The sequence below is a fragment of the Williamsia sp. Y853 genome (assembly GCF_056786495.1).
In genome coordinates, this window is the sequence record NZ_JBXCJC010000001.1 from 723,507 (window position 1) to 743,072 (window position 19,566).

At 63.8% G+C, this 19,566-nt stretch carries 19 protein-coding genes; 6 read left to right on the plus strand and 13 right to left on the minus strand.

Annotated features, from left to right (window positions below):
* Positions 1 to 36 precede the first annotated feature (36 nt).
* The 4 genes from urtA to AC1TPF_RS03570 all read right to left on the minus strand — a co-directional run bounded on the left by urtA (position 37) and on the right by AC1TPF_RS03570 (position 7,692).
* The gene (gene urtA, locus AC1TPF_RS03555; RefSeq protein ID WP_482136481.1) at positions 37 to 1,317 is read right to left on the minus strand and encodes an urea ABC transporter substrate-binding protein; all 1,281 of its coding nucleotides are present in this window, start codon (positions 1,315 to 1,317) and stop codon (positions 37 to 39) included.
* A 388-nt stretch (positions 1,318 to 1,705) separates the two neighbouring features.
* Complete coding sequence (gene lon, locus AC1TPF_RS03560; protein WP_482142645.1) at positions 1,706 to 4,066, minus strand: endopeptidase La; 2,361 nt, start codon at positions 4,064 to 4,066, stop codon at positions 1,706 to 1,708.
* Between the two features lie 175 nt (positions 4,067 to 4,241).
* Positions 4,242 to 6,605, minus strand: a complete 2,364-nt coding sequence (locus tag AC1TPF_RS03565; RefSeq protein ID WP_482142647.1) for a toxin glutamine deamidase domain-containing protein — start codon at positions 6,603 to 6,605, stop codon at positions 4,242 to 4,244.
* 223 nt (positions 6,606 to 6,828) lie between these two features.
* On the minus strand, positions 6,829 to 7,692 hold the full coding sequence (locus AC1TPF_RS03570; RefSeq protein ID WP_482142648.1) for an LLM class flavin-dependent oxidoreductase: 864 nt from the start codon (positions 7,690 to 7,692) through the stop codon (positions 6,829 to 6,831).
* A 106-nt stretch (positions 7,693 to 7,798) separates the two neighbouring features.
* On the opposite strand from AC1TPF_RS03570, the gene AC1TPF_RS03575 reads away from it, so the two are divergent.
* Positions 7,799 to 8,647: a DUF5995 family protein gene (locus AC1TPF_RS03575; RefSeq protein ID WP_482136477.1), complete on the plus strand. Its 849-nt coding sequence runs from the start codon at positions 7,799 to 7,801 to the stop codon at positions 8,645 to 8,647.
* Between the two features lie 19 nt (positions 8,648 to 8,666).
* On the opposite strand, the gene AC1TPF_RS03580 is transcribed toward AC1TPF_RS03575, so the two are convergent.
* A complete protein-coding gene (locus AC1TPF_RS03580) occupies positions 8,667 to 9,230 on the minus strand; it encodes a hypothetical protein (protein ID WP_482142649.1) in 564 nt (187 codons plus the stop codon).
* A gap of 132 nt (positions 9,231 to 9,362) precedes the next feature.
* Here AC1TPF_RS03580 and AC1TPF_RS03585 point away from each other — a divergent pair, with 132 nt between their 5' ends.
* The gene (locus AC1TPF_RS03585; protein WP_482136475.1) at positions 9,363 to 9,644 is read left to right on the plus strand and encodes a hypothetical protein; all 282 of its coding nucleotides are present in this window, start codon (positions 9,363 to 9,365) and stop codon (positions 9,642 to 9,644) included.
* Here the strand turns inward: AC1TPF_RS03585 and AC1TPF_RS03590 are convergent.
* The 6 genes from AC1TPF_RS03590 to AC1TPF_RS03615 form a co-directional block, all read right to left on the minus strand.
* Positions 9,641 to 11,569 (minus strand): APC family permease, encoded by a 1,929-nt coding sequence (locus AC1TPF_RS03590; protein ID WP_482142651.1) that lies wholly within the window; start codon positions 11,567 to 11,569, stop codon positions 9,641 to 9,643. The genes AC1TPF_RS03585 and AC1TPF_RS03590 overlap by 4 nt on opposite strands.
* Positions 11,570 to 11,614: 45 nt before the next feature.
* A complete protein-coding gene (locus AC1TPF_RS03595) occupies positions 11,615 to 11,932 on the minus strand; it encodes a transcriptional regulator (RefSeq protein ID WP_482142653.1) in 318 nt (105 codons plus the stop codon).
* A complete protein-coding gene (locus tag AC1TPF_RS03600; RefSeq protein WP_482142654.1) occupies positions 11,917 to 12,381 on the minus strand; it encodes a hypothetical protein in 465 nt (154 codons plus the stop codon). Before AC1TPF_RS03600 ends, AC1TPF_RS03595 begins: the two co-directional genes overlap by 16 nt.
* A gap of 107 nt (positions 12,382 to 12,488) precedes the next feature.
* Positions 12,489 to 12,998 carry a peptide-methionine (S)-S-oxide reductase MsrA gene (msrA, locus tag AC1TPF_RS03605; RefSeq protein ID WP_482136471.1) on the minus strand — a complete coding sequence of 170 codons (510 nt, stop codon included), beginning with the start codon at positions 12,996 to 12,998 and terminating at the stop codon, positions 12,489 to 12,491.
* Positions 12,999 to 13,457 (minus strand): peptide-methionine (R)-S-oxide reductase MsrB, encoded by a 459-nt coding sequence (gene msrB, locus AC1TPF_RS03610; RefSeq protein ID WP_482136470.1) that lies wholly within the window; start codon positions 13,455 to 13,457, stop codon positions 12,999 to 13,001.
* 123 nt (positions 13,458 to 13,580) lie between these two features.
* Positions 13,581 to 13,970, minus strand: coding sequence for a YidH family protein (locus AC1TPF_RS03615; protein ID WP_482136469.1), 390 nt, complete (start codon positions 13,968 to 13,970; stop codon positions 13,581 to 13,583).
* Positions 13,971 to 14,067: 97 nt separating this feature from the next.
* On the opposite strand from AC1TPF_RS03615, the gene AC1TPF_RS03620 reads away from it, so the two are divergent.
* Positions 14,068 to 15,411 carry an MFS transporter gene (locus AC1TPF_RS03620; RefSeq protein WP_482144016.1) on the plus strand — a complete coding sequence of 448 codons (1,344 nt, stop codon included), beginning with the start codon at positions 14,068 to 14,070 and terminating at the stop codon, positions 15,409 to 15,411.
* On the opposite strand, the gene AC1TPF_RS03625 is transcribed toward AC1TPF_RS03620, so the two are convergent.
* Positions 15,319 to 16,233: an ATP-grasp domain-containing protein gene (locus AC1TPF_RS03625; protein ID WP_482142656.1), complete on the minus strand. Its 915-nt coding sequence runs from the start codon at positions 16,231 to 16,233 to the stop codon at positions 15,319 to 15,321. The two genes, AC1TPF_RS03620 and AC1TPF_RS03625, sit on opposite strands and share 93 nt — an antisense overlap.
* Positions 16,234 to 16,344: 111 nt before the next feature.
* The gene (locus AC1TPF_RS03630; RefSeq protein ID WP_482142658.1) at positions 16,345 to 17,343 is read right to left on the minus strand and encodes a DUF2189 domain-containing protein; all 999 of its coding nucleotides are present in this window, start codon (positions 17,341 to 17,343) and stop codon (positions 16,345 to 16,347) included.
* 150 nt (positions 17,344 to 17,493) lie between these two features.
* Here AC1TPF_RS03630 and dps point away from each other — a divergent pair, with 150 nt between their 5' ends.
* The 3 genes from dps to AC1TPF_RS03645 all read left to right on the plus strand — a co-directional run bounded on the left by dps (position 17,494) and on the right by AC1TPF_RS03645 (position 19,517).
* Positions 17,494 to 18,054: a DNA starvation/stationary phase protection protein Dps gene (gene dps, locus AC1TPF_RS03635; RefSeq protein WP_482136465.1), complete on the plus strand. Its 561-nt coding sequence runs from the start codon at positions 17,494 to 17,496 to the stop codon at positions 18,052 to 18,054.
* A 112-nt stretch (positions 18,055 to 18,166) separates the two neighbouring features.
* The gene (locus AC1TPF_RS03640) at positions 18,167 to 18,541 is read left to right on the plus strand and encodes a nuclear transport factor 2 family protein (RefSeq protein WP_482136464.1); all 375 of its coding nucleotides are present in this window, start codon (positions 18,167 to 18,169) and stop codon (positions 18,539 to 18,541) included.
* 4 nt (positions 18,542 to 18,545) lie between these two features.
* On the plus strand, positions 18,546 to 19,517 hold the full coding sequence (locus tag AC1TPF_RS03645; RefSeq protein WP_482142660.1) for an alpha/beta fold hydrolase: 972 nt from the start codon (positions 18,546 to 18,548) through the stop codon (positions 19,515 to 19,517).
* Positions 19,518 to 19,566 lie beyond the last annotated feature (49 nt).

The window sequence follows — 19,566 nt, forward strand, 5'->3', positions numbered from 1 at the left end:
CTATTTGCCGGCTTCCGTCGTCGCTGTCGAGCTGAACTACTTGGCGCTCAGGCCCTCGGCCCAGGGGTACCCCTCGAGGTACGGATCGGGCTCGATGGGTGCCGGTGACTCCCAGATCGTGTAGATCAGACCGTCGGAACGGATCTCGCCGATACGTGCGGTCTTGGTGATGTGGTTGTTGTCACCGTCGATGGTGACCGGGCCCTCGGGTGCGTCGAAAGTGACGCCGCCTGCGGCTTCCTGAATCGCTGCCACCTCAAACGAATTCGCCTTCTCGACGGTGTTCTTCCACAGGTAGACCGAGACGTACGCGGCTTCCATCGGATCAGAGGTGGGCTTGTTGGCGCCGTACTTCGCCTTGTATGCGGCGACGAACGCGTTGTTCACCGGGGTGTCGATGGTCTGGTAGTAGTTCCAGGCCGTCAACTGACCGTCGATGTTCTGTACACCGATTCCGCCGACCTCTTCCTCGGCGATCGAGACAGAGACGACCGGCATGTCCGCAGCGGTGAGGCCGACGTTGTTGTACTCACGGAAGAACGCCACGTTGGAGTCACCGTTGAGGGTGTTGAAGACGGCGTCGGCGTCAGCGGAACGAACCTTGTTGACGATGGTCGAGAAGTCGGTGGAGCCAAGAGGCGTGTAATCCTCGCCCTTGATCTCGATGCCGTTGGCTTCTGCGTAGGCCTTGATGATGCGGTTGGCCGTCTGCGGGAAGACGTAGTCGCTGCCGACGAGGTAGAGGGACTTGACGCCCTTTTCCTTCAGGTAGTCCAGCGCCGGGACGATCTGCTGGTTGGTGGTGGCACCGGTGTAGAAGATGTTTGGCGAGGACTCGAGGCCCTCATACTGCACCGGGTAGTAGAGCAGCGCGTTGTTGTCTTCGAAGACCGGGAGCATCGCCTTGCGGCTCGATGAGGTCCAGCCACCGAAAACTGTTGCAACACAGTCACTACTGATCAGTTTCTCGGCCTTCTCGGCGAAGATTGTCGGCTCGGAGGCGCCGTCTTCACCGACGAGCTGGATCTGTTTGCCAAGGACACCGCCGGAGGCGTTGATCTCTTCGACCGCCAGTGCGATCGAATCACGAACGGTGACTTCGGAAATCGCCATGGTGCCGGACAGCGAGTTGAGAGAGCCGACCTTGATTGTGCTACCAGAGGTGTCGACACACGAAGTGGCCGAGCTGGTGGTCTCATCACTGGCCGAGCTGCCACAGGCACTGAGTGCCAGGGCAACCGCTGCGAGTGCGGCAGGGGCGACGAGGGCGGACCGGCGGAACCGGGACCTCTGGGGAACAGCATCGGATTGCGGCATAGCGGCCTTTCACTTGTGTTGCGTTGCACGAGAATTTGCACCAAAAGGGGAGGTCGGCAAGCAGCGCTCCGACCCAGAACCGCGCGTATACGGTTCCGTGTACCTGCATAAAAATAGGGAGGTTTTGTTTCATCGAGGTGTCTTGACGTGACAAACCGATTTCCGATTTACGAAATTTGCGCGTTATCGGTGCTGGGAGCCGTTGGTGTGATTTGAGTCACTACGCATTTGGCGTGTGGAATGCGCTGTGCTGTAGATGCTTTGCGAAAGCAGCTAGGCAGCAATTGTTTTCGGGAAATCTCTGTAGCTAAGCTAAGTAATTCGAGATGCGTCGGACACAAAGAAGCCCACCCGCAACAGGTTGCGGGTGGGCTTCAGATCGGGGTGATCAGGCGGCGGCGGTCGCGCCTTCGGAGATCGGCTCGAGTGCCTGGGCAACTATCTGTGCCACATCGGTCATCGGGAGCACCGTCAGGGCTTCGAGAACTTCGGTCGGCACGTCGTCGAGATCGGGCTCGTTGCGTTGTGGGATGAAGACGGTGCTCATTCCCGAGCGGGCCGCAGCGAGAAGCTTTTGCTTCACCCCGCCGATCGGCAGGACCCGGCCGTTGAGTGTGACCTCACCGGTCATCGCGACGTCTGCACGAACATTGCGGCCCGTTGCCATCGACACCAGCGCCGTCACCATCGTGACACCCGCGGACGGTCCGTCCTTGGGAGTGGCGCCTGCCGGCACGTGTACATGGATGCTCCGTTCCAGTGCCTTCGGATCGATACCGAATTCGGCTGCGTGCGAACGGACGTAGCTCAGCGCGATCTGCGCGGACTCCTTCATCACGTCGCCCAGTTGTCCGGTGAGGACCAGACCTTCACCGTCGGTGGATCCGGCCTCTATGTAGAGGACGTCACCGCCGAGGCCCGTGACCGCGAGTCCGGTCGCCACACCGGGCACCGCGGTGCGCTCCTCGGCGTCCGGGGTGAACCGGGGTCGTCCGAGGTACCCGACCAAATCGGGCTCGTCCACCAGCACCTTGTCGGTGTTGCCTGCGGCGGTGAGTTCCGTCGTCACCTTGCGCAGCAGCTTGGCGAGGAGGCGCTCGAACTGCCGGACTCCCGGTTCCCGGGTGTAGTCGGCCGCGATCTTGCGGAGCGCGGCGTCGGTGACCTCCACCTCGTCGTCGGTGATGGCGGCGCGGTCCTGCTGCCGGGGAAGCAGGTAGTCACGCGCGATGACCACCTTGTCGTCCTCGGTGTAGCCGTCGATGGTCACGAGCTCCATCCGGTCGAGCAGAGCCGACGGGATCTGTTCGATGACGTTGGCTGTGGCCAGGAACACCACATCGGACAGGTCGAGGTCCAGGTCGAGGTAGTGGTCACGGAACGTGTGGTTCTGCGCCGGATCGAGCACCTCGAGCAGGGCCGCGCTGGGGTCGCCGCGGTAGTCGGCGCCGACCTTGTCGATTTCATCCAGCAGTACAACGGGATTCATCGATCCCGCCTCACCGATGGCCCGGACGATACGGCCCGGCAGCGCGCCGACGTAGGTGCGCCGGTGGCCGCGGATCTCGGCCTCATCGCGGACGCCACCGAGGGCGACACGAACGAACTTGCGGCCCAGTGCCCGTGCAACACTCTCGCCAAGCGACGTCTTGCCGACCCCGGGAGGTCCGGCCAACACCATCACGGCTCCGGAGCCGCGGCCGCCGACGACCTGCAGGCCACGTTCGGCCCGGCGGGCCCGCACCGCGAGGTACTCGACGATGCGGTCTTTCACGTCGTCCAGACCGTGGTGATCGGCGTCGAGGACCGCCCGAGCGCCTTTGATGTCGGTGGAATCAGTGGTGGTGACGTTCCAGGGTAAATCGAGGACGGTATCCAACCACGTTCGGATCCAACCTGATTCGGGACTCTGGTCGCTGGCTCGTTCGAGTTTGCCGACTTCGCGCATCGCGGCTTCGCGGACGTTGTCGGGCAATTCTGCGGATTCGACGCGGGTCCGGTAATCGTCGCTGCCGTCCGGCTCGTCCTCGCCGAGTTCCTTGCGGATGGCGGCCAGTTGCTGACGCAGCAGGAATTCCTTCTGCGTCTTCTCCATGCCGTCGCGGACGTCGCCGGCGATCTTGTCGTTGACCTCTACCTCGGCCAGGTGGTCGCGGGTCCAGGTGATCAGGGTACGCAGGCGGGTCCCCACGTCGGGGGTCTCCAGCAGTTCACGCTTCTGGACGTCGGTCAGATACGACGCGTAGCCCGCGGTGTCGGCCAGTGCCGACGGATCGGTCAGTTTGTTGACGGAGTCGATGACCTGCCAGGCCTCGCGGCGCTGCAGCATCGCGAGCACCAGTTGTTTGTATTCGGTGGCCAGTTCACGGACGTCGTCGGTGACGTCGGGCTCGTCAACGGGCTCCACCTCGACCCAGAGCGCAGCGCCGGGGCCGGTGGTGCCCGAGCCGATGTGCGCGCGGGATTCGCCCCTCAGCACGGCGCCCGATTGGCCGTCGGCCATCCGGCCGAGCTGCACGATCGAGGCCACGACACCGTAGGCGGGATAGCGGTCGTCCAGGCGTGGAGCGACCAGCAGTTTGCCTGCGTACTGGTCGAGCTCCGGCTTCGTCTTCGTCTCCGGATCACTGGCTTTCGCAGCGTCGACCGCAGCCCGAGCGGCGTCGTCCAGCTCGACCGGCACCACCATTCCGGGCAGGAGAACGGGCTCGGTCAGGAACAACACCGGCAAGCGATTGAGTTCGGTCATGCTTCCTCCAAAGTTAAGTTCATACGGCTCAACTTCGAATTCAGGAGCGTTGTTCCCGCAGGTGCCGGTGTTCATCGACAGCGGAATCCGACGTCGCCGAGAACTTCCGGGGGAACAGCCTCCTCATCCACCGTGAAGTGCTGTCTCCCGGCGAGACCTCGACCCCGGGCCGGGCTCAGTGCCGTTCGATCGCCATGAAATCAATCGCACCGATTCGCGAATTGGGGTACAGCGCCGCGATTGTGGTTGCGACGTTGCCGCTGTGGCCGTCGAGATAGTAGACGGTCCCGTTCTTGTAGAGAGCATTGAAGAAGTGCCCGATGTCGAGTGCCTTGCCATCGGCGCCCAGCCAATGGACAAAGACAACTCCCTGAGCCCCTTCACCGCGGGCTGCGAGGTTCGCGGCGACCTTGGGCTCGGTACTGGGGTCGAACGATCCGTCGTACTGTTCACCGATGCTCTCCTTGTAGCGGATGCCGTCGGAGCGAGGTGTGGAGCCCAGATGCAGATTGCCGCCTGCGCGGGCCTGGGCACCGGGGTTCGTCCCGTTCAGCCGGGCTTCGATGGCCTCGATGACGTGTCCGCAGTTGTTCGTCGACTTCGTGGGATTGACCCCGTCGATCTGGGCCGCGAGGGCCAGCCGAATGGCATCGGTGGCGGCCTTGCGGGCCTGGTTGGCGTTGTACTCGGCGACCCGGGCCTCGAGTCGCTCGGTTTTGTGGTCGCCCGCCTGCCGTGCGGCCGCGGCGTTCTCCGCCGCCTCCGCCGCGCGTCGGGCGTGATCCGCGCTCTCCTTGGTCAGGCGGTTGATCATTCGTCCCGCGGAGGCGACAACCTCTGACGCGGGGGTGGATTTGGCGCCTGCCCGGTCGATCACCGCACTCACCTCACTTGCGGCAGCCTTGATCTGGTCGAGGGACTGGCGGGCGGTCGTCGCCTGGGCCCGTGCGCTTCTCGCGGAGTATTCGACCGGTGCCGGGGTGTCGGATAGATCGAACCGACCGTGCACGTCGCGTTCGGGTGCCTTGGTGGGCTGCGGGGGTTCGATGACGTCGCCCAGGTCGGTGTCGGCGTCGGCGTCGTGGGGTGCGGGGCGGGTGGTTGTTCGTTTGTCGCCGGGGGTGGTTGTGGTGTCGGCCGGTTTCGGGGGTTCGATGACGTCGCCCAGGTCGGTGACGGCATCGGCGTCGTGGGGTGCGGGTCGGGTCACGGTCTTGTTGTCGCCGGGAGAGGTCGGGCCGTCGTTGTCTCGGCTGCCGCCTGCCCCACTGCCGCGTCCTCCTGCTGATGCCGGAACGGGCGCCGGCTGGGTTCCGTCCGGGGTGTCGGACAGGTCGAACCGCTCGTGCACGCTCGGCTTGGGTGCAGCCGGTTTGGATGCCGGAGCCGGTATCGGCACGCCTTCCGGTGCCGCGGTGGTTGCTGGAACAGTTTTGGGTTGGCTGATGGCCTCCGGTGCCGCGGCAGGTTGCCTGGCACCGTATTGCTGGTCGGCGGTCAGACCCACTGCCACGATGAGATTGGCGGTCGCATCGAGGAATTGTTGCTGTCGCTGCTCGTCGGTGAGGGTGGTGTCGTTCTGGATCTTCACCAATGTCGCCGTCATCCCGGACAGTTGGGCGGCGGTCGCGACGAGCCCCACCTGGTTGAGGAAGTCGCGCACCGCGGGCACGGTCGCCGATCCGATTCCCGCCACACCGGCGATACCTCCGGCTATCTGGGCGATCACGGCCGGATCGCTGAAGATCTCTCCCCAGGACTTCCCTTGGCCGCGCATCACGCCGATGCCGTCAACTGTCATCCGGATACCGCCGCCGATCTGGGTCAGCATCAGGAATTGTGCTGCCACACTTCCACCTTGCGCTGCCTTGGCGATCCCGCCACCGAAAGCCAGTCCGCCGGCGACCTTTCCGCCAAAGCGGCCGAGTTCGTCATCGCTGACGAGTGTGTGGTCGATACCGGTGGCCGAGGTGAAGCCGCCCTTGATCGTGTTGTAGCGCTGGGTGTTCCACTCGACGAGCCCAGGATGGACGCCGACCAGGCCTGCGCCCATGTCGACCAGACCGAGCAAGGAGTCGGCCGCGCCCTCGAAGATCCCGATGACGGCCAGTCCGACCCGCTTGCCGACGTACGACCACACCGACTGTCCCATGAAGATCCGGTGCGCCTTGATCTCGATGTCCGTGTACTTCCCCGCCTCACGCGCCCACATCCCGGCGAGGAGCAGGTTGCCACGGGAGTAGTGGTTGGCTGCCCGCCCGAGCAGCTCCATCGACTCGGCGTACATCTCCTTGACTTCTTCGAACGGGTATTCCTTCAGTATCGTCTTGGCGTCCTCCGGGATCGCCTTCATCTGATAGCGCAACCGACGACCGAGTGCAGCGCGTTCGGTTTCGAATGCGGTGGCGTCCACCATCTTCTTCTTCCGCGCGATGCGGTCATAGACCGGGAACATCGGGGCCGCGCCGGCCTCCCCGGACTGGGCATTGGCGGGATCGGATGCCTGGGGGCCGCCGGTTCCGGTGATCGCGTTCGTCACCGCCGCATTGCCGGCATCGCGTTGCAAACTCAGAAGTGCGGGACCCGGTTGCGTTGGGGCAGAGGAGGATCGGGATCGAGGCGGCGTCGACTCGAATCGTGTGTCCGTTGTGCGGTCTGAGTGCATGATCCGCTCGACGATAACCGCGCCGAGGCCGCCCGGTAAGGGGTGTGGTCAAACCTGGCGCGAACGGGCACCGCTTCGTTCCCGAACGGGCTCTTGGCTACGGATTCTTGAATCCGCGCTCTGTCAACGACTCCAAAACAGACGCCGATCCACGAAAGGGATCGGTGTCCCGCGGCCAATGGGTGATCACGTCGGTGAATCCGAGTTCTGCTGCCTGGCCGACCATCTCGTCGAAGACCCCGATGCTCTCCAGTGAGAATTGGGGTGAGGCATCCAGGTTCAGATAACGATCGAACCCCTCAGGATCCCGACCATTGGCGATCAGTGCCTCGTCGAGTAACCCGCAACTCGCGGCGATCCCGGTGAACCACTCGTCGAGCGTCTCGACCTTCGCGCCGGTCGTCATCCAGGCATCGCCGTACTTTGCGGCAAAGCGGATTGATCGGGGGCCGTTGCCTGCCAGCACGAACGGGATTCTGTCGAGTACCGATCCGCCGACGAGCCGCATGTTCCGGGCCTGGTAGTACTCGCCGTCCGCGGTGACGTGGTCTTCGTGGAAAAGCCGTTCGAGTAGCAGCGTGAACTCCTGGAACCGGTCCACCTTCTGTTTGGCGGACAGCGGAGCTCGGCCTTCGAGACCGTCGTCGGGGGTGCCACCGGCGCCCAGTCCCAGCAGGATCCGGTCCCCGGCGATGTCGAGGAGGGTTTCGATCTCGCGGGAGAACGAGACGGGATGCCGGAAATTGGGTGTGGCCACGAATGTCCCGAGCTTGATCGGTGTCACCGCGGCGGCCGCGGTCATCGTGGGAATGCAGGAAAACCACCGGGAGTCGGGCAGACCACCCCACACCAGGTGGTCGAAGAACCACCCGTGGTCGAAACCCATGCCTTCGACACGTTCCCACTTCGGCCGTGCTTGATGCCATGGCTGGTCCGGAAGTATTGAGATCCCATACCGCATCTGCTGAGCCTAAACCGGAAACGGCGCGCAGTTCTGAGCGGCGTGTGCGAGATGACGCCGACACCCGAACATGCAATCGGTCACAGCACACGTTAGTGTTCCGGCCGTGATCCTGAACAAGACAGTCCGAGCCGCAGTCGTGACGGCTGCGTTGGTTCTCGGAGCCGCGACGTTGAGCGCTCCCGCCGGCACCGCGGCACCTGCCGCGTCGGCGTGTGTGCCCCCGTCGACACCTGAGTTCGACAGCACACTCGCCGACCTGACGGACCCCGCCGGTATCGACACCTTCGCGCAGGCGCGAGATCGCATCGCCGCCTTACGCGGTGAGCTGACCCACTCCGACGACTACCGGGGCACATTCCCGTTGGCGTTCGACGAGATCCTGAATCTCGTCGGTCCGAGTATCGATTCGGGGGTGTACGACGATCCGGAGTGGGCTGGCGACCTTGCAGTGGAGGTGGTCCGGCTGTACCTGACCGACCTGCACAAGTTCGTCACCGGTGGGACACCGTCGCCACACTGGGCCGCTGCGCTGGCGCTGACCGAGGATTGCGACCGTAGTCCCGGACGGGTTGTCACGGGCGCCATCTTTGCGCACCTGATCATCGACTTCCCCAAAGCGCTGGTCAACATCGGCACCACCGCGGACAACACCAAGGATTTCTACACGTTCGGTGGTGCCCTGGTGGACGCGACACCAGCGATCGTCACGGACTTCGAGGAGACCTACGGCACCGATCTCGAGGGGCTGTTCACGGGCTGGTTCGCCGGCGACATCTTCGGCGATGAACTGGCCACCACGCTGATGTTCCAGTCGGTGCGGACCATCGCGTTGGCCAACAGCTTCGGTTTGCAGAATCCTGCGACTCACGATGCGACGCTCGCCGAGATGAACCTGCTGCTGGGCACGGCCAACCTTGCTCTGGACGGACTAGAGGTGACCGGCCTCATCTGACGTCGCCGAACCCCTCCGCCTACTGGGGGGTGTGGCGTTGGCCGGGTGCCGGAGCATCATCGATGCGCCTGGCCGGATCTCCGCCGGGGGCCACGTTGCCGCCGGGGGCCACGTTGCCCTCGCGGACCGGATTGCCCTCTCGGACCGCAGTATCGGGGCGGACCGGATTGCCGTCGCGAACCGGAGTATCGACACCGACGGTATTGTCGCCGTCGCCGTGGCGCTCATGCCGGCCCGCGTGCGGCACATCGGGATCGATTTTGTCGGCATGTTCGAACTCGGCCTGCAGTTCCTCACGTGAGGACGCGGCGACACCATGATGGGTCTGGGCTTCGTGCGACAGGCGCTTGGCCTCGGCGGCCTTTGCTTCGGCGTCAGCTTGCGCGCGGCGCGCCTTCGCTGCAGATTCTTCGGCGATGGCCTCGTTCCGCTGGACCTCGTTCACTCGATGGGACGCGGCTTCCCGGATCTGTCCGGCTTCGACCCGTCGGTGGGCGCGGCGTTTGCGCACCAGGACGACGGCAAGTGCAAGTAGGACGAGTACAACTACAACGGCTATGACGATCCAGACAACGGTGTTCACGATCAGCTCCAGACATGTCGATGGTGCTCACGGACTACCCTGTGCGCCTTGGCGGCAAACACAACCGCCGTGGCGTGATCGGTGTTATTGCTGGTCAACGGGTGCGTCGGGAGTTGCGAATACAGTGCTCCCATGAGCGAAACCGACGGCTTCCCCGACGATTGCCCGACGTTGGCCCGCGATGGCCGGGTGATCGGTTTCTGTCCGTCGCCGAGCGGATCGCACCTATTGGTGTGGTGGCGGGCGGACAGTGTGGTCATCGGTGGATTCGAAACCTACGAGGCCGGTGTCATCGCCGCATTGCGTGCCTTCGCCGGCGACGGTCTCGACCCCGATCCCGATGAGGTCAAGGTCGAGGCCGCGCACCTGGAGAAGGAGTTCACCGCCACCGACTGGATGGGACTGGGTTTTTAGCCGATGTGCACTCGTGGGCGACGGGCGGTGCTCGGTTCGGCCCGTCGTAGGACCTCTCGGGTGACCGGTGCGACCTCGCCCTGGCCGATGAACAGAAACCGCAGCAGGTTCACCATCGGGTTTCCTTCGGACCAGTCGAAATAGACGTTCGGATTGACTCTGGTCCGGTCGCGGATGTCCAAAAGGATCGCGGCGATCGAATTGGGGACGGCCGGACTGTTCACCCACAGCACCCGATGCGGACCGCGTTGCCGTCCGTGCACCAGCAGGTCGGTGGCGAAGTCGGAGGAGTCGGTGACATTGACCTCGAGGAACAGGATGGGGATGGCCTGACCCAGGTGGCTGTCGGTCCTCTGCTGGGTGGCTTTGGTGTCGTACACCTCGATGTCGAAGCGGTCGGGGTCGTGGGCGACGATCTCTACGGTCCCGGCAGCTGCTGCCTCGCTGATGAACTCGGTTGCCATCTCGTCGTATTCGATCGACGTGGCACGGAGCTCGAATGCCCGGTTCACGCGGGACAACAGCGACACGAACAAGATCGCGGCGATGAAGAACGCGGCCACCTTCACCCCGTCCGGTCGTTCGAAGACGTTGGCGATGGTGGTGTAGGCGAAAATCACTGCCACCAAGGCAAACATCCACGTCAGCATGCGTTGGCCGCGCCTGCGGGCCGACAGCGAGACCGCAACGGTGGCAGAGGTGATCAGGACCAGCACCCCGGTTGCGTAGGCCGAACCCTGAGCATCGACACTCGCTTTGAAATAGATCGTCACAAACGCGGCGATCAACCCGAACACCAGAACCAGTGGGCGAACAGCACGTGCCCATTCCGGCGCCATCCCGTACCGGGGGAGGTAACGGGGAACCAGGTTGAGGAGTCCGGCCAGTGCGGATGCACCGGCAAACCAGAGAATGGCGATGGTGCTCAGATCGTAGATCGTTCCGAACACGCTGCCCATGTTCTCGTGGGCCAGGTAGGCGAGTGCGCGGCCGTTGGCCTCACCACCGGCCTTGAACTCATCCTGCGGAATGAGGATCGTGGTCACCAGCGACGAGGTGATCAAGAATCCGCTCATGACCAGCGCCGCGGTGGTCAAGAGCCGACGGGCGCCGCGGATTCGGCCGCGTGGATCCTGCGCGGTGTCCGTGGCAGCGCCGCGGATCTGTGGCATCACCGCAACCCCGGTTTCGAATCCGGACAGGCCGAGCGCCAGTTTCGGGAACACGACCAGTGCGATCGCCAGCATCATCCACGGGTTGCTGTGTTCGAGGGTCAACGCCGATCGCCACGCCGTGATCAGGTGCGGGTCCTTGGCGATCTGCCAGAAGCTGTCTGCGATGACCACGAAGTTCAGGATCAGGAACACGGTCACCAGACCGACCGCGATGCCGATGGCATCGGTGAAACCCCTGAGGAACACCGCGGTCAGCAATGCCAGCAAGACCAGGGTGACCAGCACCTGTTCGCCTGAGAGAAACGATGGCGCAAGGGGATTGGCGATCGCATGCGCCGATGCGTCGGCGGCCGACAAGGTGATGGTGATGAGGAAGTCGGTGGCCGCGAACCCGAGCAACACCAGGACAAAGATCTTGCCGCCCCACTTGGGCAGTAGATGTTCGAGCATCGCGATCGAGCCTTCGCCGCGGGGACTCTCGCGAGCGACTCGCCGGTACACCGGCAGGGCACCGAAGAGCGTCAGCAAGACCAGGACGAGCGTCGCGAGGGGGGCGAGCAGGCCCGCGGCCAGCGCAGCGATGGCCGGTTGATAGCCGAGGGTCGAGAAATAGTCGACACCGGTCAGGCACATGACCTTCCACCAGCTGTGCTTGTGTTCGGCCTGTGTTGGTTTGCGAAGGGGTCCGAGGTGCCCGGCGGGTTCATCGGTGATGTCGCTCAGTAGCCAAGCACTCAATCGGCGGCGCATCGAGTCAATCTATGCCTGTGCGACCGCCACGGTTGGATACGTGGTTTACGTTCGCGGGTCGTTCATGCCGACGATGGCCCGCAACGCAGCAGTATGGCCGTTGAAGGCATGCCGTCCGACGTCGGTGAGTCTGACCCGCACCGTTCGTCTGCGACCGGTGGATGCCCGTTCGGTGATCAGGTAGCCGGCACCTTCGAGCGTCGACAATTGCTTGGACAGCGCTGAATCGGAAAGGTTGAGTCGTTCTTTCAGGAATGCGAACTCGGCCCAGTCGGCGGCCGCCAAGGTCGCAACCAACGACAGCCGTGTACTCGGGTGGATGAGTTCGTCGAAACCATCGGTTGCGCTCACACGCGCGCCCATCTGCGCACCGTCTTCAGGATCTCCGGTCCGCCGACCCCGGTGATCACGGCGACGATCAATGCTGACCACAGTGCGGGCATCCCGACGTCCTGGGCGTCGAGAATCAGTGCGAACGAGATGGTCAGCGCCACCAGGATCAGCAGGATCCCGACGACCATGATCGCGTTCTTCGCACCGGTCACCTCTCGGCTGACCTGGAGGCGCGAGGTGCGTCGACGGCCGCTCAACAGTTGCGATGCGAGAACGGAATGCCCCACTCCGAACAGGATTGTTGCCGCCAGCGCTATCCACCACGGAGTGAATGTGGAAAGAACTCCCAACAACAGCCAGCCTGCAGCCATGCCCCACCAGTACCGGTTGGGCAAACCCACTTCGTCGCTCACCTGGCGACGGGCGCGTTCGGCGGACTCGAGGGCGCTGCGGGCTTCTTCCGGATCAATATCAGCCATGATGAGAAACTCACTTTCCTATTGGGAAAGTAGTATCTACTTTCCTGGCAGGAAAGTCAAAACCCCCCGCGACCGGAGTCGGGCGGGGGGTTTTGAGAAATGCGGATCTAGCTGGTGGTCTGCGCCCGGTGTGGCAATTTCCAGCCCGGTCGGACGTAGTGGCACGTGTACCCGTTCGGGATGCGTTCGAGGTAGTCCTGATGCTCGGGCTCGGCCTCCCAGAAGTCGCCGGCAGGGGTCACCTCGGTGACAACCTTGCCCGGCCACAGTCCCGACGCGTCGACATCGGCGATCGTGTCCAGTGCCACCTGCTTCTGCTCGTCGTCGGTGTAGAAGATCGCCGAACGGTAGCTGGCACCGACGTCGTTGCCCTGCCGGTTCTTGGTCGACGGGTCATGGATCTGGAAGAAGAACTCCAGCAGGTCGCGGTAGGTGATCTGGTTCGGATCGAACTCGATCTCTAGCGCCTCGGCATGCGTGCCGTGGTTTCGGTACGTGGCATTGGGGACATCGCCGCCGGTGTATCCGACCCGGGTCGAGAGAACGCCGGGGAGTTTGCGGACCAGGTCCTGCACGCCCCAGAAGCACCCGCCTGCCAATATCGCCTTCTCGCTCATCTACTTCGCCTCCTCGGTGGTGAACAGTTTGAGATACTCGCCGTAACCTTCCTTCTCCAGGTCCGCGACCTGGATGAAGCGAAGTGCTGCCGAGTTGATGCAGTAACGCAGGCCGCCCTCGGCGATGGGGCCGTCGTTGAAGACGTGGCCGAGGTGGCTGTCGGCGTGGGCCGAACGCACCTCGGTGCGGACCATCCCATGTGTGGTGTCACTCGTTTCGACAACGTTCGCCGGTTCGATCGGAGTGGTGAAACTGGGCCAGCCACAGCCGCTGTCGAACTTCTGGGTCGAGGTGAACAGCGGTTCGCCGGACACGATGTCGACGTAGAGACCGGCTTCGTGGTTGTCCCAGAATTCGTTCCGGAAGGCCGGTTCGGTCGCGGATTCCTGCGTGACGGCAAACTGCGCCGGCTTCAGGTTGGCGACGGTCTCTGGATCTTTGCGGTACTCATGCGACACGGGGACTCTCCTTTGATATTGGTCACCGCCGACTACCGGTGTCGGGCATTCGGCGGGAGTCGTGGAGTTCTGTCACTACAACGACGGGTGACGTCCTGGTGTTCCAGGCGCCACGGGGACGGCTCAGCGTGTTTGCAATCCGAGGACAACCGCGAACACCGAGAATCCGATGAGCAGCGCGATCAGCATCCAGATGGGAAAAGGGCCGGGCAGTTCGCCACCGTCCCGCAGCGCGGCACTGGTCTGTTTCCAGCGCATGCCGCCTGCGATCGCGGTGAACGCGCCGAACGCCACCATGCCGATGCCGAGGATGTCACGAGACATCTGGGTGGAGTAGTCGGGCAGCACGTGCATCACAGCCAACCCGGCCGCGACGAGCCCGAGCGCGGTCCGGAACCATGACAACACCGTCCGCTCGGCGGCGAGGGTGAACCGGGCGTCGACCGCACCGATAGGAAGCTGTTGATCCGCCGGTGGCTCATCGGGATTCGGCACGGCTCCATCATCGCTCATGACCCATCGTGCGCACTGCCCCTTGGGCCGGATGTCGGGGTCGAATCGATGGGGACCATGCTTGAAAGCTGGGGCCGAACGCGTGAAAGGGATGTCTGTGCGCTCGTGGGTGATCTGGGCGACAGGTGTATTCGCGTACGTGGTGGCGATTCTCGCCCGAACCACACTCGGTGTATCCGGGCTCGATGCCGCTGACCGATTCTCCGCTTCGCCCGGTGTGCTCTCGACGTTCGTGGTCCTGCAACTCACCGTTTACGCGCTCTCGCAGGTTCCTGCGGGACTGCTACTCGACCGGTTCGGGTCGCGGTCGATGCTCGTGATCGGCGGGTTGATCCTGGTCACCGGACAGATGACGATGGCGCTGACCGACGACCTGGCGGTCGCGATCGCGGCACGGATCCTGGTCGGGATCGGCGACGCATTCACGTTCATCTCGGTGCTGCGGTTGGTTCCCCGATGGTTTGCGCCGCGGCGGGTGCCCCTGGTCACGCAGTTGACCGGGATCTGTGGACAGTTCGGTCAGGTGCTGTCGGCGGTGCCGTTCCTCAAGGTGCTCGATGTCCACGGTTGGACCCCGGCGTACATGTCGGCCGCCGCCCTCGGATTGCTGTCGGTGGTGTTGACAGTGGCGGTGGTGCGCAACGCTCCGCCCGGAACCGAAACGGCCGTGCCACGGACCTCGCTGCGGGTGACGTTGGCGGGCGTCAAGACGGTGTGGTCGCGGTCCGGGACCAAATTGGGTTTCTTCACCCACATGGGCACCCAGTTCTCGATCACAGTGTTCTCGCTGATGTGGGGCATCCCGTATCTGACTGCCGCACAGGGACTTTCCAAGGAGACGGCAGGTGGAATCCTGACGGTGTCGGTCGGTGTGATCGTCATCGCCGGGATCCTGATCGGTATGTTCACCGGACGCTACCCGAAGCGACGGTCGGATCTGGTGCTCGTGATCATGGGCAGCAACGCGGTGATCTGGGCGATTGTGTTGCTGCTTCCCACTGCGGCGCCGATGTGGTTGCTGATGCTGCTGGTTGTGGTCATCTCGGTCGGGGGCCCCGGATCGGTGATCGGATTCGACTTTGCCCGGACCTCGAACCCGGGTGCGGTCCTGGGGACCGCGCAGGGTCTGGTCAACATGGGTGGGTTCCTGGTGTCCATGGTGGTGATGCAGATGATGGGCAGCATCATCGGCGCGATGGGCGGCTACTCCTTCGACTCGTTCCGGGTCGCGTGGACCGTGCAGTTCGTCGTCTGGATCTGCGCCATCACCGGTGTCCTGGTCTATCGCGGCCGGGCGCGCCGGGAAGCGGGCGTGCGGCTCACCGAAGTGCCGGTGCCCGCGACGGTGTCATCCCCGGGCGAGGGCAGCGGCGGTGGCGACGGCAAAGCGGTCCATGGCCGCGGCGCGGTCGACGCCATCGATCTGCCGCCAACCGAGTGACGGTTCGATGGCCTCGAACTCCAGTAGTTTCGGACCCGACTCGGCGGTACCCAACAGATCGACCCGCGCGTAGAGCAGCTCCGACGGCGCGATTCCGACGGTCTGCGCCGCGGCTTCCATGACGGCATCACCCAAGGCCCAGAACGTTTCTGGTGGCGTGGCCGGGGTGAGCTTCTCGACGAGGTAGAGTCCGGATTCGTCGAGCTCCCCGGCTTCGCCGGGCTCCGGGAGCATCGGGCCCTTGGTGAACGCATGCGAACGCTGCGCAGCCAGGTACACGAGTGCGGTCTCTCCCGCGGTGATCAGTGGATCGAAAGGTTGCACCAGCACCCGATGGCCGTCGCGGTGCAGCGCCGCGGAATGAGCCAGCGCGCCGGCAGATTCGGTGAACCTGGCGGCGCCGCGACTACCACCGGCCACCGCCGGTTTGACGACCACCTCGCCGTCGGGGATTGTCACCGGGGCGCCCGGTGCGAACACCTCGGTGGGAACGATCGGGATCCCGGCGCGCTCGAGGTCGAGGAGGTAGGCCTTGTCGCAGTTCCATCTGACCACATCTGCCGGATTCATCAGTCTGCGAACGCTTTTGGTCCAGTCGAGGAATTCGTCCAACCTCTCGGGGTAGTCCCACGTGGCCCGCAGGATCACGGCGTCGGGGTCGTGGATTCCCGCGTCGTCCCACGGCAGCCACCTCGCATGGACACCGGCCCGCCCGAACGCTTCGACGAGCCCGTCGTCGTCACCGTCGCTGTTCGGAAGTTGTTGGCAGGAAGCGAGAACCACGCTGAGCCGCAGGTCGCCCGACTGATGGTGTCCGCTCACCGGTTCAGGCTAGCCGCGCCCCTGCCAGGGACGACAAAAACCCGATACCGGCGCCATGATCGGCGCTGGTATCGGGCTCTGGTGAAGCCGGACCCGCAGGTCGCTACTGACCTAGGCGGTCGGTGAGACCGTACCGCCGGTGAGGACGCGGTAGGCGTAGGTGCTGGAGATGACAACAATCGGTGCGGCCACCAGCAATCCGAGGCCACAGGTGATGACTCCCAGGACGATCAGTCCGGTGTTGGCGAGCGCCAGCAGGAACAGTGGGCCGACGTTCTTGGATGTCAGCTCGAAGCTCGCCTTGATCGCGGTCACCGCGTCCTGATCGCGATCGATTGCGAATGTGAGCGCAAACCAGGTCAGGAACATGATGATCAGGCCCGGGATGACCAGCAGGATGAAGCCGATCGAGGTGGCAATACCAACGACGATGGCGACGAGGAACACCGCGCCGAGGTTCCTGAAGTTGAAGAACGCGGCGACGTTCGGACGCCGACCGTCGAGTTCAGCAAGGGCGCCATTGGTGAGGGCGGCCTTGAAAAGTGTGCTGACGATGAACGACGCCAAGCTGCCGAGCAGGCTCATCACCACTGATTCGTCGTTGAAGCTGAAACCCGAGAATGCGAACGACACGAACAGGCTCACGACGAACGCCAGCAGGCAGATCGCGATCCAGGGACCGACATTCGCCTTGTACTTTTCCCAGCCGTAGCTGATCGCTGCGCCGACCGACAGTTGCGGAGGTCCGAAGCCGCCGACGGGGTAGCCGCCACCCTGCGGGGCGTACTGCCTGGGCGGAGGTGGTGGCGGGAAGCCACCTTGCGGGGGCTGATAGCCACCCTGCTGTGGGTACTGCCCACCTTGTGGGGGCTGGTAGCCACCCTGGGGAGGGTATTGACCGCCCTGTGGGGGCTGGTAGCCACCTTGCGGCGGATACTGGCCGCCCTGTGGGGGTTGGTAACTACCGGGTGGTGGGTACTGCCCACCTTGTGGGGGCTGGTATCCGCCCGGTGGCGGGTATTGGCCACCCTGCGGAGGTTCGGCCTGCCCCGGATCCTTTCCGAGGGGAACGTCTGGTTCGTTCCCGGGTGGGGGTGGGTTCTGCGTCATTTCGCAATCCTTCGACAATCCGTTGAGACTTCGGCACTAGTGTTCAACTGACCCAATCCCACCGGGTATGGGGTGTCAAGGACATCGGGGCCCGTTTGTCCAACGTGTGTCTGAACGTCACACGGCGACGATTGGGGACGTTTGGCGCCGGTGGTCGATGGGAACCCTGCTCGCATGACATTCACCGCACCTGGCCTCTCTGATGACGCTACAAAGAAACTGATCGCAGTAATGCAGGAACGACTCAGTGCGTTCAACGATTTGCATCTGACCCTCAAGCACATTCATTGGAATGTTGTCGGTCCAAACTTCATCGGTGTCCACGAGATGATCGATCCGCAGGTCGAGTTGGCTCGCGGATACGCAGACACTCTCGCCGAGAGAATTGCGACGCTGGGTGGATCGCCCAACGGCACCGCCAAGGCGATCGAGGAGGATCGCTCGTGGAAGGACTACTCGGTCGGTCGCGACACCGTCCAAGCCCACCTCGGTGCGCTTGATCTGGTGTACGTCGGTTTCATCACCTCGCAGCGCGAGGCGATCTCCATCGCCGGTGAGATCGATCCGGTCACCGAGGACATCTTCATCGGCCAGACCGCCGAACTCGAGAAGTTCCAGTGGTTCGTCCGGGCGCATCTGGAGAACGCGTCAGGCGAGTTGTCCAACGCAGGTGCGAAGACCGCCGCCGGGGCAGCGAAGAAGAGTCGCTGACCGCGTAGCCCGCACTCCGAACTCCTCAATCCCCGTCGGCACAGTGTGCCGGCGGGGTATTGTCCTGCCTCGAACTAGAACACGTTCTACATACTCGAGGGGAGACGCCAGAATGGCGAGTGTTGAGGAATTGCAGAAGGTTGTCGAGTCGTATGTCGACCTGGTTGCGAACGGAACGCCCGAACAGGTCGCCGACCTCTACGCCGACGGGGCGACCGTCGAAGACCCCATCGGGGCCGACATCCGGAACACCCGCGAGTCGCTGATCGAGTTCTACGGCGTGATCGCCGCGATGGACAAGGCCACCGCAGAAATCCATTGGACCAAGATCGCCGGTGACACCGCGGTGTTCGAGTTCACGTTGATCACCGAAACCGCCGGGATGTCGTTCAAGATCACCCCGGTCGACATCATGGTGTTCGACGACAACGGCAAGATCAAGACAATGCGCGCGGTCTGGCGGCCCGAGGACCTGCAGCAACTGTAGTTTCATGCGTTATCGGCAGATGTCTGTCGCCGGATTCGACTGGAACCTCATCGACGAGGGTTCCGGGCCGGCGATACTGCTCTGCCACGGTTTCCCCGGCCTTGCGTACAGCTGGCGTCATCAGGTCGAGCCGCTGGTGTCCGCCGGGTTCCGGGTGATCGCACCGGATATGCCGGGATACGGCGGCACCACCGCCCCGGCAGCCATCGGCGAGTACACATACACGTCCATCGGTACCCGTCTGATCGACTTGCTCGACGCCCTGTACGCCGAACGCGTGCTGGTGGTCGGCCACGACTTCGGTGCACCCACGACATGGACTTTGGCGCTCGAGCACCCGACTCGTGTTGCGGGACTGGTTCTGATGGCGATGCCGTACACGCCGGACCGGATTCCGATCAGGCCGTCCGATGCATTCACCGCCATGGCGCAGAAACACTTCTTCCACTTCGAATACTTCCTGCAGCCCGGACTCGCGGATGCCGAACTCGACGGCGCGCCCCGGGAGTTCTTGCACCGCATCCATCACGCGCTCTCGGGTTCGTACCGCTACCTCGACATCTGGCAGCACCCGGCTCATCACGACGACACCAGGCTCGGATACCTCGACGTCCTGCCGCAGGCTCCGCCCCTCCCGTGGTCGCGGCTGACGGCGGCCGAGATGGACGTCTATGAATGTGCTTATCGCCAAGCAGGTTTCACCGGCGGACTGAACTGGTACCGCGCCGCCGACCTCAACTGGGAACAGCAGGACATCGCTCCCCGGATGCTCGATGTACCCGCGATGTTTCTCTGCGGCGGCAACGACCCGGTTCTGACGATGGCGGGAACGGGAGCCATCACCCGGATGCGTCAGATGATGCCTCGGCTGCGGACGGTCGAAACATACGAGGGTGCCGGTCATTTCATCCAGATGGAACGTGCCGGGGAGGTCGGCGCGGCTTTGGTCCACTTCGCGAGGACTCTCGACTTCTGAAAAGCCAGGCCACCGATCAGATCGTGGGGTCGGGTCCAACTCGGCTACG

Bases quoted from the DNA above. Each gene is read 5' to 3' on its own strand.
- urtA (WP_482136481.1), bottom strand. From the start codon at position 1,317: ATGCCGCAATCCGATGCTGTTCCCCAGAGGTCCCGGTTCCGCCGGTCC.
- lon (WP_482142645.1), bottom strand. From the start codon at position 4,066: ATGACCGAACTCAATCGCTTGCCGGTGTTGTTCCTGACCGAGCCCGTT.
- AC1TPF_RS03570 (WP_482142648.1), bottom strand. From the start codon at position 7,692: ATGCGGTATGGGATCTCAATACTTCCGGACCAGCCATGGCATCAAGCA.
- AC1TPF_RS03585 (WP_482136475.1), top strand. From the start codon at position 9,363: ATGAGCGAAACCGACGGCTTCCCCGACGATTGCCCGACGTTGGCCCGC.
- AC1TPF_RS03590 (WP_482142651.1), bottom strand. From the start codon at position 11,569: ATGCGCCGCCGATTGAGTGCTTGGCTACTGAGCGACATCACCGATGAA.
- AC1TPF_RS03595 (WP_482142653.1), bottom strand. From the start codon at position 11,932: ATGGGCGCGCGTGTGAGCGCAACCGATGGTTTCGACGAACTCATCCAC.
- AC1TPF_RS03600 (WP_482142654.1), bottom strand. From the start codon at position 12,381: ATGGCTGATATTGATCCGGAAGAAGCCCGCAGCGCCCTCGAGTCCGCC.
- msrA (WP_482136471.1), bottom strand. From the start codon at position 12,998: ATGAGCGAGAAGGCGATATTGGCAGGCGGGTGCTTCTGGGGCGTGCAG.
- AC1TPF_RS03615 (WP_482136469.1), bottom strand. From the start codon at position 13,970: ATGAGCGATGATGGAGCCGTGCCGAATCCCGATGAGCCACCGGCGGAT.
- AC1TPF_RS03630 (WP_482142658.1), bottom strand. From the start codon at position 17,343: ATGACGCAGAACCCACCCCCACCCGGGAACGAACCAGACGTTCCCCTC.
- AC1TPF_RS03640 (WP_482136464.1), top strand. From the start codon at position 18,167: ATGGCGAGTGTTGAGGAATTGCAGAAGGTTGTCGAGTCGTATGTCGAC.
- AC1TPF_RS03645 (WP_482142660.1), top strand. From the start codon at position 18,546: ATGCGTTATCGGCAGATGTCTGTCGCCGGATTCGACTGGAACCTCATC.